Genomic DNA, 18,091 nt, shown 5'->3' on the forward strand with positions numbered 1-18,091 from the left:
ATTAAATTCGATTATTTTACAATCGTCATTTCATCAATAATATTTTTAGCACCTGCATATTTGTCAATAATCCAAAGTACATAACGAATATCCACATTGATTGTTCTTTGTAATTTAGGATCAAAAATAACATCACCGGCCATAGCTTCGATGTTACCATCAAAAGCAATTCCTATTAACTCTCCTTTTCCGTTAAGAACCGGAGAACCAGAGTTTCCTCCTGTAATATCATTATCTGTTAAAAAGTTTACTGGCATATATCCTGCTTTATCAGCATATTGACCGTAATCTTTTGCTTTATTCAATTCTAACAAACGTGCTGGTAAATCAAATTCCTGATCTCCTGCTTTATACTTTTTCACCATACTTTCCATGGTAGTATAATTGTTTATTGTAGCATCATTACGAGTATCAGCAGGCAATGCGCGAACTTTTCCGTAAGTAAGTCTCAAGGTTGAGTTTGCATCCGGATATTGAATCGTATTTAATTTTGATGCTCTTAAACCTTCAACCAATTCGCGGTAAGCAATTGCAAAACCATCATCAGCTTTTGCCTGATCGTCTGTTTTAGAACGGTATTTTGTCAACAAATCGTTAGAAATAATATACAAAGGATCATGTACAATTGCTAATGGTTTCGGATTAGCCATAAATGCCAATACTTTCTCTTTAGTTGTAAAATAACTTATTTCAGTTGCCTTTGCTACATCTGCAGTAAAATCACCATTATTCTCTGATTTCATTTTAGCAATTTGTGTAGCTAAACCATATTCAGCAGCTTTAGAAGCATACAAATTTAATTGCGCTGTTAATATATCTTTTTCAAGAGGCGCATGAAATTCACCGTAAATATTATCAATCATCGTGTTGATTTTTGGTAACATTTCTGCTTTTTTAGCATCATTTTCAGCATAGTAAGCAATCAATGCATTTCCTAAATTTGCAGGACCTGCTGCGTAAGCAGAAGTACGTAAAAGCTGCATCAAATAATTATCATGACGTGCTTTTAAATTGGTCTCTCTGTAATAATCATTAATTGTTGGAATTACATTTTCATATTTTTCGCTATTTGCCGGTTTAGTTGCCCATTCGTAGAATTTGTCTTCTTGTGCCGTTTTAGCATCTACCGTTCCCGCTTTTGTCAAAGCATCGATCATACCTTGACGGTTTTTCCAGTAATTAGCTGTCGAAGCATATTTAGATGCATATTGCAAACGCACTGTAGCATCTTTATCCATATACTTTTTCATTTGGTCCATTCCGGTTTTTGCACCTTCAACCCAAGCAGGATAAGCGTACTTAATATTTTGCTCAATTCCGCCAGCCGGCATCCAACGGTTTGTTCTTCCCGGATATCCAAGAATCATAGCAAAATCATTTTCTTTTACACCTTTAATACTTACAGGTAAAAAATGTTTTGGCTTTAAAGGCACATTCTCTTTAGAATATGTTGCCGGATTTCCGTCTTTATCAGCATAAACTCTAAACATAGAGAAATCTCCAGTTTGACGCGGCCATTCCCAGTTATCAGTATCTCCACCAAATTTACCAACACTTTCAGGAGGTGTTCCCACTAAACGAACGTCTGTATAATCCTGGTAAACAAAATAGTAATATTCATTTCCCTGAAAGAAAGGACGAACAGAAACAGTGTATTTTCCACCTTCATTATTCTCTTTTTCAATCAAAGCAATTTCTTGTTGAATAATTTTGTTTCTTTCTGTTTCTGTCATCGTATCATTTACTTTCGATAAGATTCTTTTAGAAACATCATCCATACGAACAAAGAAACGAACGTATAATGATTTTGGTTTCATCTCGGCACTTCTCTCTTTTGCCCAAAAACCATCTTTTAGATAATTTTGTTCTGCTGTAGAAAGCTCAGCAATTGCATTATATCCGCAGTGGTGATTTGTTAAAACCAATCCATCTTTAGATACAATTTCAGCAGTACAACCTCCATTAAACTGAACAACAGCATCTTTTAAACTATGATGATTAATACTGTAAATTTCTTCGGACGTTAATTGCAAGCCCATTTTTTCCATATCCCTATGGTTTAATCTTTCGATAAACATCAAAAACCACATTCCTTCATCAGCTCTTACAGGAAAAGCCATTAAGCACATGGTCAAGAATAAAACTATTTTTTTCATGTTATTTTGTTTAAGTATGCGAATATAGCGCATTTTCGCAACAATACACAAAATTAGCGCCTAAATACAAAACATATTAAATGTATTTCATCTCAGTTTTGCGAAATTCATAATTCATAAAAAATAAAATTTAAACTAATTTCAAAGATCAAAAATCAATTAACTTATTAAAATCTAAAAGAATGCAAAAAGAAATCATTAAGAAACAATACAATTTGTAAAAATTAACTTTCAATTAAAAATAAATAATATAAATTATTTCTTACAATTATGTTTGTCTAAATTTGCTTTAAATTTAAAACAAATACAAAATGAAAAAATTTTTACTGGCATTAGCCTTATTAGTAGTTACTATTTCTAATGCACAAAAAGGATCAATGTTATTAGGTGGGAATGTTGGGTTTTCTTCAGAAAAACTAGGAGACAGCAAATCAGAAAATTTTGAATTTTCTCCAAAAATTGGATATCAATTTGCAGATAAATGGACTGCAGGAGTTGAAGGTTCAATCAAAACTTTTAAAAACACAGGATCAGACAGCGCAGAGAAATATAAAATTGGAGGTTTTGTACGTTATGCTACTCCACTTTCTGAATTATTTTCGGTTTATGCTGATTTAGGTGCAGGTTATCAAAATGCATCTATAAATAATGCAAAAGGAATGTATGTAAATCTTACTCCTGCTTTGTTTATTAATATGAAAAGAGGATTTGGTTTAAACTTCTCTATCGGAGGTGTTAACTATGATAACATTGATGGTAAAAATGATCCAAGACAAGAACGTTTAGGTTTTGATTTTGGAAAAACATTTAACATTGGTGTATCTAAAAACTTCGGACTTTAATCTTTAAATAAAAAGATAAAAACCGAGATGCTTTTGTTATTCGCTAAAAGCAAAAACCCGACAAGCTATTAACTGTCGGGTTTTTTATTTTATTTTAATTAAAGATTTTAATCATTTAGCATTTTCCAAAGCTTATCTTTTAAATCTGTCAAACCTTGCTGTGCAACAGATGAAATAAACATATACGGAACATCTTTAAAGGCAACATCTAATTCTAGTTTTAATTCTGCTTTTAATTCGTCATCCAGCATATCACATTTTGATATTACTAACAAACGTTCTTTGTCTAACATTTCAGGATTATACTTCGTTAATTCATTAACTAAAATATCATACTCTCCTTTAATATCAGGCGTATCAACAGGAACTAAAAACAGTAAAGTTGAGTTACGCTCAATATGTCGAAGGAAATAATGTCCTAAACCTTTTCCTTCTGCAGCTCCTTCAATAATTCCAGGAATATCAGCAATTACAAAAGATTGAAAATCTCTGTAAGCTACAATTCCTAAATTTGGTTTTAAGGTTGTAAAAGGATAATCGGCAATTTTTGGTTTTGCCGAAGTTAATACAGACAATAAAGTTGATTTCCCGGCATTTGGAAAACCTACTAAACCAACATCTGCCAAAACTTTAAGTTCCAGAATTACATCCATTTCTACACCCGGTAAACCTGGCTGTGCATATCTTGGAGTTTGATTTGTTGAACTTCTAAAATGCCAGTTTCCTAACCCTCCTTTTCCTCCTTTTGAAAGAATTCTTTTTTCTCCGTCTTCCGTAATTTCGAATAAAGTTTCTCCGGTTTCCTTGTCTTTTACAACAGTTCCCAAAGGTACTTCGATAAATTTATCTTCTCCATCTGCGCCCGTACTACGGTCTCCTCCTCCATCTCCACCGTGACCGGCTTTAATATGACGAGCAAATTTTAAGTGAAATAATGTCCACAAACCTTTATTTCCAACCAAATATACGTGTCCACCTCGACCACCATCACCTCCGTCAGGCCCTCCTTTTTCAATAAATTTCTCTCTATGTAAATGTGTAGATCCTTTTCCTCCCTTTCCGGAAGAAACATATATCTTAACGTAATCTACAAAATTTCCTTCTGTCATTTTTCCTTGTTTATATATAGTTTCAAGTTTCAGGCTTCAGGTTAATCAACAGAACGTCAACAAACTTGAAACCTGAAACTTGAAACAAATTTTCTTTTACTCTTTAAGCGCTTTTACCAGCACTTTATCAATCTTTACACCGTCCATATCCAATACTTCAAGTACAAACTTTTGCCAGATTAATTTTTCGCCTTCTTTTGGAATATGTGAAAGCTCGGTCATAATCATTCCACTTACCGTATTTACTTCATAATCGTTTGTTAGTTCATCTAACTCAAAATACGTTAGAAAATCATGAAGCGAATAATGTCCGTCAACCAACCAGGAACCATCTTCTCTTTCGATTAACTGAAACTCATCTTTATAAAACTCAGATGCATCTCCTACTAATGCTTCAAGAATATCATTCAGCGTAATTATTCCCTGAAAAACTCCATATTCATCTGAAACCAAAGCATAATGAACACCCGTTCTTTTAAAATTTTCCAACGCTTTATAAGCCGTTGTCTGCTCCATTAAATATGGAGGATCTGTCATGATTGCCGACAAATCAAAATGATCGCTTTCGATATTGGCAAATATATTTTTTAGCGTTACGATACCCACAATATCATCGTAGTTATCGCTATAAACCGGGTAAACAGTGTGCAAATCCATTAAAACCAATTCTTTAATTTTGGCTCTTTCTGCATTTAATGGCAACATATCAACCGATTTACGGTGTGTCATTAATGAGTTTACTTTTCTGTCGCCAATATGAAAAACTCGTTCTACGATATCTTGTTCAATTTCCTGAACCTCACCTACCTCAGTTCCTTCTTTTATGATGGCTTTAATTTCTTCTTCGGTAACTTTTCCGTCAGCAGTTGGTTTTATCTGAAAAACATTCAATAAAAAATCTGTTGAAGATGTTAACAACCAAATAAATGGCGCTGTAATAATCGAAATTACTTTCATTGGCATTGCTACCATTTTTGCAATCGATTCCGGATAATTTAATCCGATGCGTTTTGGAAGTAATTCTCCTAAAACCAAAGAGAAAAAAGTTAAAACCACAACTACAATTCCTACTGCAACTGAATGTGCGTAAGGCTTTAAAACTTCGAATCCGTTTACAAAAGTTTCAACATCTACTGTGATTTTATCTCCACTATAAATACCTGTTAAAATACCAATTAAGGTAATTCCGATTTGTACGGTTGATAAAAACTTATTTGGAGAGTTGGCTAAATCCAAAGCTGTTCTGGCGCTTTTATTTCCTTTTTTTGCGGCCGTTTCCAATCTGTTTTTTCTAGCCGAAATCAGTGCAATTTCTGACATGGAGAAAACTCCGTTTAATAGTATTAGAAAAAATATTATTAGTATTTCCAATTTGTGGTTTATTCGTTATATAATAGTTCGTTAATTGTAATTTGTAACCTCAATGTATTTTATAGCCCAGATGAAAGAGAAAAGCCCGGAGCTAAAAAAACTAATTTTTCTTGCCAGAAAACAGCTGACTTCCGAAGCGTCGGGAGAAGCTTGTTTTGTGGTTAGAAAAATAGTTTTTTTAGCGTCCCGAAGCTTCGGGATGTAACGTACAGCCGGAAAAAGCTTCTACAAATTATCTATAACTGACGTTAATCGCTCTGTGATTTCTTCGATAGTTCCGATACCATTTACGGCATGAAACTTACCTTGTTCTTTATAATAACCAATTAATGGTGCTGTTTTTTCGTTGTATTCCTGATATCTCACACGAATTTTCTCTTCGTCCTGATCATCTGCTCTGCCACTTGTTTTTCCTCTTTCCAGTAAACGTGCTACTAAAATTTCGTCATCGGCTTCTAATGCGATTGTTGCCGTAACACTTGAACCAATTGTTGGTAAAAATTTATCTAAAGCTTCTGCCTGATCTAATGTTCTTGGATAACCATCAAATAAAAACCCTTCAGTATCAGGGTGTTTTTTTACTTCATCGATTAACATTGCTGTGGTAACTTCGCAAGGAACCAATTCGCCATTATCCATAAAAACTCTGGCTTTTTTTCCTAATTCGGTATCATTTTTTAAATTAAAACGAAATATATCTCCAGTTGAAAGATGTGTTAATTTATATTTTTCTTTTAAAAATTCTGCCTGAGTCCCTTTTCCTGCTCCTGGCTTTCCAAATAAAACGATGTTAATCATAATGTTAGTGTTTCTTGACTTCCTGACTGTAATTCGAGAAGTTTAAAATGAATATATAGTTGTGTTTTGTTTAAATTTATTCTGCTAATTTGTAAACTTCAGATAAATTACGCCCTAAACCATCGTAATCTAAACCGTAACCTACAATGAATTTATTTGGAATTCTGATTCCAACGTAATCAATCTTAATATCTTTTTTATACGCCTCTGGTTTAAAAAATAAAGTAGCCACTTTAAAATGTTTTACATTTTGCGCTTTAAAAAGATGTTTTAATTCTTCTATAGTATTTCCTGTATCAATAATATCTTCAATAATAACAACCGATCTGCCGGATAAATCCTGATTGATACCAATTAATTGTTTTACTTCATTGGTACTTTCTGTTCCTTCATAAGATGCCATTTTTATAAATGAAACTTCGCAGGGACTTTTGTATTTTTTCAGAAAATCGGCAACAACCATAAAAGCACCATTTAAAACGCCGATAAAAATTGGCGTATCGTCTCCAAAATCATCTTCAACCTGAGCTACTATTTTGGTTAAGGCAAAATCAATTTCTTTAGCCGAAATAAACGGAACAAATTGTTTATCGTGAAGTTGTATCATTATTTTTACTGTTTTAAAACAATGGACAAAGATACAGAATTAGAAACAAAATCTTAGTATCAAAATAAACGGTTGATTTATTTTTTTTGTTAATGTTAAATATCAGTTAATGTTTACAAAATTCAATTTAACATTATTTTTAAATTTATTAAATTGTTATAGTATAAATATTTAACTAGAGAGCGTAATGAAAACAGCGACACAATTATTTTCTATATCATTATTAATTTTAATGACAGCTTGCAACGGTCAGGTAAAAAAAGAAGAAAAAGAAGCTCTGGCAAAACAACCCGGAAATGTTGTAAAAACGGCAGTGGGAGAAATTACTTTACCACCTCCTTATGCTACAGAATCTAAAACAAAAAACAGTAAAGTAATAGGCTGGCCAGAAGGTAAAATGCCTACCGCACCGGAAGGTTTTACAGTCACAAAATTTGCTGATGGTTTTGAAAACCCCCGTTGGACTTATATTGCACCAAACAATGATATTTTTGTTGTAGAAAGCGGAACAAGAAGCAGTAAAAATCAAATTACAGTTTTACGAGACAAAGATAAAGACGGCAAATTTGAAACCCGCGAAGTTTTTATAGATGGCTTAAACAAACCTTTTGGAATGTTGGTTTTAAAAGACTTTTTCTATATCGCGAATACGGATGGTTTGTATCAATATCCATATAAAAACAATCCGTTAAAATTAGAAACAAAAGGTGTAAAAATTCTTGAACTTCCTGCCGGAGGTTATAACAATCACTGGACCAGAAATTTACTTGCCAACGCCGATGGGACAAAAATTTATGTTTCTGTTGGATCTGGAAGTAATGTAGCAGAAAACGGAATCGATAAAGAAATTCGTCGCGCTTGTATTCTGGAAATTAATCCTGACGGAACGGGCGAAAAAATCTACGCATCGGGACTTAGAAACCCTGTTGGTATGGATTGGAATCCGGCAAACAAGGAACTTTGGACAGCGGTTAACGAGCGAGATGAATTGGGCGACGATTTAGTTCCGGATTATATTACAAGTGTAAAAAAAGATGGTTTTTACGGATGGCCGTATTCTTATTTTGGTAATATTTTAGATCCAAGAATGAAAGGACAAGGGAAAGATCTTGCTGCTAAAGCAATTGTTCCTGATGTTCCGGTTGGTTCTCATACGGCATCTTTAGGGTTGGCTTTTTATAATAAAAGTGCTTTTCCGGCAAAATATAAAAACGGCGCTTTTGTGGGTCAGCATGGTTCATGGAATCGCTCGAAAATATCGGGTTATAAAGTCCTTTTTGTTCCTTTTGCAAATGGAAAACCGTCTGGAAAACCAGAGGATTTTTTAACTGGTTTTATTTCAAATGATGAAAAAGCCGAAGTTTACGGGCGTCCGGTTGCGGTTACGGTTATGAATGACGGATCGCTTTTGGTAAATGACGATAGTGGAAATACAGTTTGGAAGGTGACGGCGAATAAATAAAATTTTAAAATTCCAAACTAGAAATTCCAAATTCCAATTGCTAGTGAATATTAAACACATAGATTCTACCTTTAAAGAAAGGTATTGCATCCAGAATTATTTTTTAATTTTTAATTCTCAATTTTTAATTAAAAAAACTTTATGATCTTAAAAAAATATTGTTTTTTTGTTTTTGTGCTTTTTGCTTCTATAAACAATTTTGCACAAGAACAAAAAGACAAAGCTATTGACACTCTTAAAACAGAAAAACTGGAGGAAGTGGTTATTAGTCCGCTTCATATAAATACCAATATTTTGGATGCTCCGGCTTCGATCGGGATTTTATCCAAAAGTCAGCTTTTGCAAAATAACACCACAGATATTACAACGGTTATTAATACAATTCCCGGCGTTTTTATGCAATCGTCGAATTTTACAACTAGCCGAATTTCGATTCGCGGAATTGGTGCGAGAACTACTTACGGAACCAACAAAATCAGGGCTTTTTACGGCAGTATTCCGTTAACTTCTGGGAACAGCGAAACTGTAATTGACGATATTGATCTTGAAAACCTCAACCAGATCGAAATTATAAAAGGTCCGCTTTCGAGTATTTACGGCGCAGGTTTAGGCGGTGCGATTTTAATTTCACCTCAGCTTTCCAAATCAAAAGGACAAAGTGCCGGAATAAGTTCGGTTTTTGGTTCTTACGGTTTATTAAAAAATAGTTTGAATTATAGCTTAAACGAAAATGAAGGCAGTTTAAACATCAGTTATCACAATTTAAAAACAGATGGCTGGCGCGAAAACAGTGCGTACAATCGGGAAGGAATTACGCTTGCGGGTGAATTGTTTCGAAAACAAAACAGCAAACTGACTTATTTTACCAATTATACGTATTTAAAAGCTTTTATTCCAAGTTCGATTAACAAAGATGCTTTTGAAAATAATCCCGAATCTGGTGCTCCAACCTGGGTGGCTTCTAAAGGATTTAAGGAGTACAAATCGACTTTGGGCGGATTAGCGTATGATTTCAAAATTGGTGACAACCTAAATAATTCAACTTCTGTTTTTATCAATTATAAAGACAGTAATGAGCCGAGACCTTTTGATATTCTGCGTCAATATACTTTTGCGACCGGAGCGAGAACGCAATTTTCCGGTAATTTTAAAATTAAGGAAACCGGAATTGATTTCATCGCCGGAGTTGAATATTTTACGGATACTTATAGCGGAAATACTTTCGAAAATTTATACCAGCAAAATAATGGTCAGGGAAGTCTGCAGGGAAATCAGCTTACAGAAACCGATCAAAAAAGGCACTTTTATAATGTATTCTCGCAGCTTAAAGCTTCACTTTCTGAACACTTTGAAGTTCAGGCGGGAATCAATTATAACAAAACACAATTTGAACTTACAAATTATACCGAAAACTCAAATCAGAAATACAGTTATGATGGTATTTTCTCTCCGCAATTGTCTTTTCTTTTCAAACCAAATAAAGAACAAACTATTTATTTTTCTGCAAGTCGGGGATTTTCTCTTCCGGCTACCGAAGAAACCCTTACCAGCGAAGGCACGATTAATCCGGATATAAAACCTGAAAACGGTTATAATTTTGAACTTGGCGGAAAGTTCTATTTTTTCAATAAAAAACTTTATACTGAAATTGCAATTTATCGAATGGAAATTAAAGATTTACTGGTTGCAAAAAGAGTTGGCGACGATCAATATGTGGGCGCAAATGCGGGAAAAACTTTTCATGAAGGAATTGAAGTTACGCTAAATCATAATTGGCAAATTAATCGTTTTTTTGGGCTGAATTCTTATTTGGGAGCGTCTATTGGAAATTATGAGTTTAAAGAATTTATTGATAACGGAAATGATTTTTCGGGAAATAAACTAACCGGAGTTCCTGCCAATAAAATAAATGCAGGTTTGAGTTTTAATACCCGTTTGGGAATTTATTTTAATGCCGATTATCAGTTTGTAGACGAAGTTCCGATGAACGATGCTAATTCAGCTTTTTCAGATTCATATGCAATTATTAATCTGAAAACGGGATATCGATTTGAGATTCTGCAAAATCTAACTTCTCATATTGCTGCGGGAATAAATAATGTAACTAATGAAAAATATGCTTCGTTAATTTTACCAAATGCGGTTGCAAATGGCAATACAGCGCCCAGATATTATTATCCTGGTTTGCCTGTAAATTATTACGGCAGTGTTTCATTAAATTACTTATTTTAGATGTTTATTTCAAATCGAAAATTAAAAAAAATGTCTTCTGAATTGCAAAAAAAACTCGACTATGTTAGTCCTTGCAGAGCAAGCAGATCGCTGCTTTCAGGTGAAATTTTAGAAAACCATTCTTTATTTGATGAGCTGGTTGCTGCCTGTTTTTTAACTTCGGATAAAAATCATCACAGAGCTTGTTGGGTTTTAGAATTTGTTTGTTACGAAGAATTACTTTGGATGCAGCCTCATGTAGATTTTTTCTGTTCGAATCTGAAACATTTGAAAGAAGAAAGCGCCATTAGACCGATTGCAAAAGTGATCCAGCTTTTAATAAAATCTCATTATAAAAAAGCCGAAAACTGCATTCTCCTTTCTGAAGAAAATCTGCAAAATTGCATCGAAGCTTCTTTCGACTGGCTGATAAATGATGTAAAAGTAGCTACAAAAGCCTATTCTATAAGAACTTTATATGTTTTGGGAAATCATTACGATTGGATTCATCCTGAACTGAAAATTATTCTGAATAAAGATTTTTCAAATCATTCGGCAGCATACAAAGCCGTTGCCAAAGAAGTTTTGAAGAAAATAAAATAGCATTGAAGTAATCTGAATATTTGTAAAATAAATAAGGGCAGCTGTGATAGCTGCCCTTATTTCTAATATTCTGAATTTGATTTTTTTGAGTTATTAAATTTAAACCTCAAGAAAAATTCATTTGAGTTTTTGGCACTTGCCATAACTTTACCTGTATTTGTTTCATAAGCATAACCGAATGTCAAATGCTTACTAATTGTTATACTGGCCATTGCTGCGTAAGCATTGTCTACTCTGTAACTTCCTCCAATTTCTAAAAATTCTTCAATTTGAAGCATCAAATTTAGATCTACAGAAAGCGGCGCACCATTAACATAACGCATCATAAAAGATGGTTTTAAAATTAAAAGTGTTGTTGTTTCAAGATCAAAATTATAACCACTACTTAAATAAACGTGTGGTCTGTCTGTAGCAACAGCCTTGTAACCATCTTTGTTTTTTGCTCGTTCAGTATTCAAAATTCTTGGGACAGAAAGGGATACGAAATATTTGTCGCTTTTTAATAAGGCTCCAACACCAACATTTGGATTAAACTGATTGATGTTTGCCAAAGCAGGATCTGACTGATTTGAATATGTTTCAAGACCAGTAGCATTGACATTGTAAAAATTTCCACCGGCTTTTATTCCGAAATACAAATCAGTAAGTTCACCAACCTGCATTTTGTATGAAAGGTCAATTCCTAATTGGGTTTGTTTTTCAACGAATGTCTTATCGTAAACCATAGAAACTCCTAATCCTATGTTACCTCCAACCGGTGTACCAAAAGATAAAGCTTGTGTTTCGGGAGCATTTTCAATTCCTGTCCATTGTTTACGAAATGTAGTTGCCAAAGCAGTTTCGTTATCTACACCTACATAAGCCGGGTTTACCAAATTCATGTGGTAACGGTATGTTGTAAGTATGGTTTCCTGTTGGGCAAAAAGCATACTACTAAAAAGTAGTAATGCTCCCGCCGATATATTTTTAATTATTTTCATTTCTAAAATTTTAATTTTTACAATTACCTGTTTATGTATATCCAACCTTGTCTGTCAATTGTTCCGTTACCATCTAAATCGATTTGATAGTAATAAGAACTTGCTGCAGGTAAAGTGCTTGACTGACCTTTCGCTTGTCCATCCCAATTATTTTGGTAATTTCTTGCAGTAAATACTTCTGCTCCCCAACGATTGAAAACACGAACTACAGAAGCAGGATGATTTTCTATATTAGAAATAACCCAGGTATCGTTTATACCATCTCCGTTTGGAGTAAAGGCTTCAGAAATATTCATTTGATCTTTATCGCAGGTATCTCCAATACCATTGTTGTTACGATCTTCCTGATATGGATTTGCTGTAATTGGGCAATTGTCTTTTGTATCTAAAACTCCGTCATTGTCATCATCAGGATCGCAATTGTCTAAAATTCCGTCATTGTCATTATCTCCAAATTTGTTTACAACAGTCACTTTTGCAGTTGCAGTTGCTGTGTTTCCACTTTTATCTACTACCGTTAAAACAACTGTATTGGCTCCAACATTGGTACAATCAAAAGAAGTTTTACTAAGAGTCATGGTACCGATACCACAATTGTCTGAACTTCCGTTGTTAACCTGATTAGCCGTAACCGAAACATTTCCTGCCTGGTCAAGTTCAACCGTTATATCCTGAGTTTGAACTATTGGTGCAACGTTTTCAAGTACGGTTACTATTGCGGTTTCAGAAGAAATTTCTCCGTTTGTACCCGTTGCAGTAAGTGTTACTGTATTGGCTCCGGCATTGGCACAAGTAAATGATGATGGAGAAACTGCTAAAGTTAGCGATCCGCCACAAACGGTTATTGAACCATTATCAACATCTGCCGCTGCGATCGAAGCATTTCCTAAAGCATCAAACTGAATTGTGATGTTTTTTGTTAAAACAATTGGTGCTGTTTTATCTTCAATTGTTACTGTTGCAGTTGCTGTATCAAAATTTCCGCTGGCATCTGTAACGGTTAAAGTCACTGTATTGGCTCCAACATTTGTACAATTAAAAGTATTTGGTGAAACTGAATATGTTAATGTTCCTCCACAAAAATCTGCAGATCCATTATCAACATCATTTCCTGTTATTGTAGCATTTCCTGTTGCATCAAGTTGAACAGTGATATTTTTTGCTGAAACAACTGGTGCCTCAGCATCAACTACAACAACATCATAATTACAAGTCTCCGTATTTCCGGCAGCATCTGTTACTGTCCAGATTACATTTGTTGTTCCAACCGGAAATACTGCTCCGTTTAGTGTAGCTGAATTATTAAAATTATTTAAAACTGATACTGTAGAACAATTATCAGTTGCAATAGCATCTAAACTATTGTCTGCTACTGTAAAACCACAAACTCCCAAGTCATTATTATACGAAGCCGCGGGAACAGCACATGTAATTGTTGGTTTTTCTGTATCAACTACAACAATATCATATGTACAAGTTGCATTGTTTCCGGATGCATCTGTTGCTGTCCAGATTACAGTCGTTGTTCCAAGAGGAAAAATTGCTCCGCTTAATGTAGCTGAATTATTAAAATCATTTGAAACTGTTACTGAACAATTGTCTGCCACAACAGGATCTAAACTTGTGTCTGATACTGTATAACTGCAAACACCTGCATCATTATTATAAGAAGAAGCAATAGCAGCACATGTAATAGTTGGTAGAGCTGTATCTTCAACTGTTATAGTTGCATTTACCGAAGAAACATTTCCACTATTGTCTGTAACATATAAAATCACATCATGATCACCAAGATCTGCACAAGAATAAGTTATTGATGCTGTTGCAGATGAACTTGAAGGTCCATAAGCTGCTTCAACAGCTAATCTTTTTTGTGTTCCGTTACAAGGATCTCCAAATGTAGAATTACTTGAATAAATAGTTGCACTGTTTTGCCCAAGTAAGGCCGATGATACGACACTTAAGCTATTAGCTGCATTGCAAAAACCTGAAACAAAATTTCCACAAGTTCCTGTAGAATTTCCAAAGCTAGCAAATACAATATTATTAAAAATACTTCCTGCCGGTGCAGTAAGTACTAAATAGTCCTCTTCGCCAACAACATTACAAACAGTACCTGAAATTTCAGGCGTGATTTTATAATTGTTAATTCCGCAATTATCTGTACTATTATCATCCAATTGATCTGCATTTACGATAACACTTCCAGTTGCATCTAATTGAACTGTGATGTTTTTGGCAATTGCAACGGGATTTACGTTATCTAAACCGGTTCCCTGAACAGTAAAACTATACGGATTCTCATCTGCATCATCACTTGCAATGCTAACAATAGCAGTTTGCAAACCTACAGTTGTGCAGGTTGGATTGAAACGAACTGCAAATGTTTGTGAACCTAAACCTGCAACTGTTGCAGAAGCTGGCTGGGTTTGAATTGTAAATGCAGAACTCCCACTAATACTTACAATTGGAGTACCTGATAAAGTCAAGTCGTTAGTACCTCTATTTCGGATCGTAAAAGTGTGATCTAACGCACTTTCGCTAACTACTGTTCCAAATTCTGTATCATTAGCAGCTATTGGTGTAGTATTTCCACTTGCGATAGAAAGAGATCCACCTTTAACACTGATTTCCGGATCAGGTCCGGGAGGCGGATAATTTACAGTTACTTTGGCATAAATACCTGGCTGTCCAGGAAGGTTATCAATACCTTCAGAGCTCCCTGTTGTGTTAATATTTATAGTGTTTAAACCCTCTTCATTATAATTCGAAGGATCTACGGTCCATGTGGAAATATATGGACCAGGGTAAGAACAGCTGCAATTATAAGGAACGTTAACCAACCCAGATTGATTGCCATTGTTCAGAGTTATTCCTTTTGCTGTTGAAATACAATTGATAATAAAATTTACTTCTACTGTAATACTCGTTGGAATTCCTACTCCTGTTGAGTTCCAGTGAAATTGCATATCTCTCGCATAATTGTATTTGCTTGTTGCTCCACAAGTCGAGGAAAAAGATTCAAAATCCGATAAGGGCACATCATAAACCTTAGTCTGGGCAAACGATGTAAACGTCTGCAGCAATGTGACTATTATAATTAATAAAATTTGTTTTTTCATATTCTAATATGATTTTTGTTTTTTTTGAGTTGATTATTAATCTCTTTATTTTTATTTCGAAAACAACAATAAATTGCCTGTTCCAATTGCTAAGAACAATGGAACTTTACTTGTCTCGAAGACAAATTATTTATAAAAGGAAAATTTAAAAACTGTCCGAAATAACAGCTTGCATTATTTAATATGCAAAGGCGAAATAAGAAGTTTTTTGAAAGTTGCGAAGCTTATTCGCATTGAAGCGTAGTTTTATTATCATATTGTTTAAGTTTAAGTTATCCAACAAAAATATATTGAAATAAAACCGCTCAAATAGCCCATTCGGACACATCAATAGCCCGAAACGACCAACTCAATTTTACAAAAAATTGTTGTAAGGATTGGATTTCTTTGCGAAAATTAAAACATTGAAAATCAGTTAAATAAAACTTATACAGAAATAAGATAAATTATAAAAAAGTATTTATTATAAAAGAAAAAACATGAAAAAGAAAGAATTTTACAGCGCTTAAAGCCTTATTTCTGAAGGCATTTTTCCAAAACGCTTTTTAAAATTTGCCGTAAACTTGCTGGAACTTTTATAACCCGTTGCCAAAGCAATATTTTTTATCTGCATATCGGTGTTTTCAATCATCTGCATGGCAAGCAATAATTTCTTTTCTTTATGATACTGCATCATCGAAACACCATGAACTAATTTAAAAGTTAACTTGAGTTTTGTAGGCGACATGCCGACTTTTTCTGCTATATATTCTACGCCCAAAAACGGACTTGTTATAGTGTCTAAAAGCATTTTTTCGGCTTTTGAAATTTTTCTGTAATCAGGAGTTTCCTGAAAGGTGTAACTTCCAATTCTCTGATCTAAAGAAGCATTCTTGAAAAAAGTAGAAATCAGCTGAAAAGCCTGGGTTTTTAAAAGTGCTTTGCTTAAAATATCTTGTTTATTGTCTTCTAAAATAACCAAAATTTCTTTAGACAATTGCTCGGCATTCGGAACTATGTTTTGGTAAGTAATAAATCCGCTATCTGAATCCAGGAATTTTTTAATGTGATTATCTTCAGAAAGTGTTTCAAAAGAAAAATTACGTTCGGCCCACTCTTTACTAAAAGCAAACAAATTAAATTCACATTCAGAACCTTTATAAAAATAGGCTCCAACAGGCGTTCCTGGTTTTTTGAATCCCCAATATTTGCTCGAAAAAGGCGTTTTGTCTGCAAATGTGTTTTGCAGTTTTACTTCACTCTCAAAAACCGAAAAGGTTAGTGTATAATAATCAATAGGATAATCTTCATCATAAATCGCTTTCAGCATTACGTTTTTCTTAAAAGTAATACTCGTTACAATAACCCACAAACCTTCTTCAATTTCGCGGTATCGCATGACACCTTTAGAAAAAGGATTATTTCTGTAAACAGCCTGCTCTTCCTCAACATGTTTTACCGATGGAGAATTGACAATACTTTTTATAATTACCTGAGGCGAATTAGACAAATAAGGCAACTCAAAAAAACCATCTCTATAAAAGTTTATGTTGTCTTTTATAAATTTAACCCATCTTCCTACGTTCATATATGAAACCCAATTTAATTTTCCCTAAAAACAGAAGGCAATTCCTTAAAACGTTTTTTAAATGCCGCTGTAAATTTACTTGCGCTTTCAAAACCTGTAATTATCGCAATTATCTGAACTTCAATTTCTGAATTTTGAAGCAATTGCTTTGCCAAAAGCATATTTTTTTCTTTATGATATTGCAACATCGAAAATCCAAAAACGGTTTTAAAATTGGCTTTTAATTTTGTTGGCGATGTATTTACTTCAAAAGCAATTTTATCAATTCCCAAAAAAGTTGATTGCAGATTGTGCAGAATCATTTTTTCGGCTTTGGCCACATTAAAATAATCCAGATTGCACAACGAAATATTATCTTCAATCCTACTGTCTTCAAAAGCATTGCTAAAAAACTCGGCAATTAACTTCATACAATGTTTGCGCAATTCAGGCGTATTTTGATGAATATTAGCTTCGTCTTCTAAAATATTTGAAAGTTTTTTGGATATTGAGTGTGCTTTTGGAGCAATATCAAGCCAGGTATAAAATCCCTTTTGTCCGTTGAAGAAATTTTCAAGAATTCCTTTTTCGCAAAATTTATCTGACTTTATATGCTTGTCAACCCATTCTTTATTCATGGCAATATTAAAAAACTTGCCTTTTGTACCTTTATAAAAATAAGTAGCCACTTCAGTATCGGGTTTGTAAAAAGTCCAGCACGTACTTAGCAGGACTATATCCTCTGAACCGGGGAATGGAAATCGATACTCAAAAACCGAAAAAGACAGAATATAATAATCCTTAATATGATCTTGAGTATAAGTTGCTTTGGCCAATATATTCTCGTTCATCGTAAGGTTGGTTTCCAGAATCCAGAACCCGTCTTCGATGGTGCGGTAGCGCATTGTACCTTTCCAAAAAGCATTATCTGTAACGATTAATTGCTTTGTTGGTGTATGTTTTGTAATAGGCAATTTGATAAGGCTGTCTAACATTACCTGAGGCGAATTAGACAGATAAGGCAATTCAAAAAAATCATCTTTTAATAAAAAAAGATATTTCTGAATATGGTTCGCCCAATTATTTGTGGTCATTATATTACGAAATGGATAATGGTTGAAAATCAGATCAAACCTAAGGAATTCAGGCATATAAAACAAAATATTTAAACCACTTCTTTAAAAAAAATACATTATTTTAACAAATTATTTTTTGCTTTTGAAATTTTAAAAAACAGCAATTCCATACACAATAAATTGGCATTTCTATTTTATCAATTATCTT

13 protein-coding genes are annotated in these 18,091 nt (G+C 33.9%); 4 read left to right on the forward strand and 9 right to left on the reverse strand.

Annotated features, from left to right (window positions below):
- Positions 1-11 precede the first annotated feature (11 nt).
- On the reverse strand, positions 12-2,156 hold the full coding sequence (locus AC4FQ3_RS15220; protein ID WP_073395751.1) for a S46 family peptidase: 2,145 nt from the start codon (positions 2,154-2,156) through the stop codon (positions 12-14).
- A 311-nt stretch (positions 2,157-2,467) separates the two neighbouring features.
- Here AC4FQ3_RS15220 and AC4FQ3_RS15225 point away from each other — a divergent pair, with 311 nt between their 5' ends.
- On the forward strand, positions 2,468-2,998 hold the full coding sequence (locus AC4FQ3_RS15225) for an outer membrane beta-barrel protein (protein ID WP_073395748.1): 531 nt from the start codon (positions 2,468-2,470) through the stop codon (positions 2,996-2,998).
- Positions 2,999-3,105: 107 nt separating this feature from the next.
- Here AC4FQ3_RS15225 and obgE read toward each other — a convergent pair whose 3' ends face one another.
- The 4 genes from obgE to hpt form a co-directional block, all read right to left on the reverse strand.
- Positions 3,106-4,107 (reverse strand): GTPase ObgE, encoded by a 1,002-nt coding sequence (gene obgE / locus AC4FQ3_RS15230; protein ID WP_073395746.1) that lies wholly within the window; start codon positions 4,105-4,107, stop codon positions 3,106-3,108.
- Positions 4,108-4,203: 96 nt separating this feature from the next.
- Positions 4,204-5,478: a hemolysin family protein gene (locus AC4FQ3_RS15235; protein ID WP_073395744.1), complete on the reverse strand. Its 1,275-nt coding sequence runs from the start codon at positions 5,476-5,478 to the stop codon at positions 4,204-4,206.
- Between the two features lie 225 nt (positions 5,479-5,703).
- Entirely contained in the window at positions 5,704-6,276 is a 573-nt protein-coding gene (locus AC4FQ3_RS15240; RefSeq protein WP_042565855.1) for an adenylate kinase, read from the reverse strand.
- 76 nt (positions 6,277-6,352) lie between these two features.
- Positions 6,353-6,883 (reverse strand): hypoxanthine phosphoribosyltransferase, encoded by a 531-nt coding sequence (gene hpt, locus AC4FQ3_RS15245; protein ID WP_073395742.1) that lies wholly within the window; start codon positions 6,881-6,883, stop codon positions 6,353-6,355.
- Positions 6,884-7,070: 187 nt separating this feature from the next.
- Between hpt and AC4FQ3_RS15250 the strand changes: the two genes are divergently transcribed.
- From AC4FQ3_RS15250 to AC4FQ3_RS15260, 3 genes are all read left to right on the forward strand, one after another.
- Positions 7,071-8,345: a PQQ-dependent sugar dehydrogenase gene (locus AC4FQ3_RS15250; RefSeq protein ID WP_491182379.1), complete on the forward strand. Its 1,275-nt coding sequence runs from the start codon at positions 7,071-7,073 to the stop codon at positions 8,343-8,345.
- A 141-nt stretch (positions 8,346-8,486) separates the two neighbouring features.
- The gene (locus tag AC4FQ3_RS15255; protein ID WP_491182380.1) at positions 8,487-10,577 is read left to right on the forward strand and encodes a TonB-dependent receptor; all 2,091 of its coding nucleotides are present in this window, start codon (positions 8,487-8,489) and stop codon (positions 10,575-10,577) included.
- A gap of 30 nt (positions 10,578-10,607) precedes the next feature.
- Positions 10,608-11,159 (forward strand): hypothetical protein, encoded by a 552-nt coding sequence (locus AC4FQ3_RS15260; protein ID WP_302093581.1) that lies wholly within the window; start codon positions 10,608-10,610, stop codon positions 11,157-11,159.
- A gap of 62 nt (positions 11,160-11,221) precedes the next feature.
- Here the strand turns inward: AC4FQ3_RS15260 and AC4FQ3_RS15265 are convergent, their stop codons facing one another.
- The 4 genes from AC4FQ3_RS15265 to AC4FQ3_RS15280 all read right to left on the reverse strand — a co-directional run bounded on the left by AC4FQ3_RS15265 (position 11,222) and on the right by AC4FQ3_RS15280 (position 17,901).
- Positions 11,222-12,139: a PorP/SprF family type IX secretion system membrane protein gene (locus AC4FQ3_RS15265; protein ID WP_491182381.1), complete on the reverse strand. Its 918-nt coding sequence runs from the start codon at positions 12,137-12,139 to the stop codon at positions 11,222-11,224.
- A 23-nt stretch (positions 12,140-12,162) separates the two neighbouring features.
- The gene (locus AC4FQ3_RS15270) at positions 12,163-15,261 is read right to left on the reverse strand and encodes a T9SS type B sorting domain-containing protein (protein WP_491182382.1); all 3,099 of its coding nucleotides are present in this window, start codon (positions 15,259-15,261) and stop codon (positions 12,163-12,165) included.
- Between the two features lie 505 nt (positions 15,262-15,766).
- Positions 15,767-16,828, reverse strand: coding sequence for a helix-turn-helix domain-containing protein (locus AC4FQ3_RS15275; RefSeq protein WP_491182383.1), 1,062 nt, complete (start codon positions 16,826-16,828; stop codon positions 15,767-15,769).
- Between the two features lie 14 nt (positions 16,829-16,842).
- The gene (locus tag AC4FQ3_RS15280) at positions 16,843-17,901 is read right to left on the reverse strand and encodes a helix-turn-helix domain-containing protein (protein WP_463459783.1); all 1,059 of its coding nucleotides are present in this window, start codon (positions 17,899-17,901) and stop codon (positions 16,843-16,845) included.
- Positions 17,902-18,091 lie beyond the last annotated feature (190 nt).

Source organism: Flavobacterium sp. AK-345, assembly GCF_058310175.1.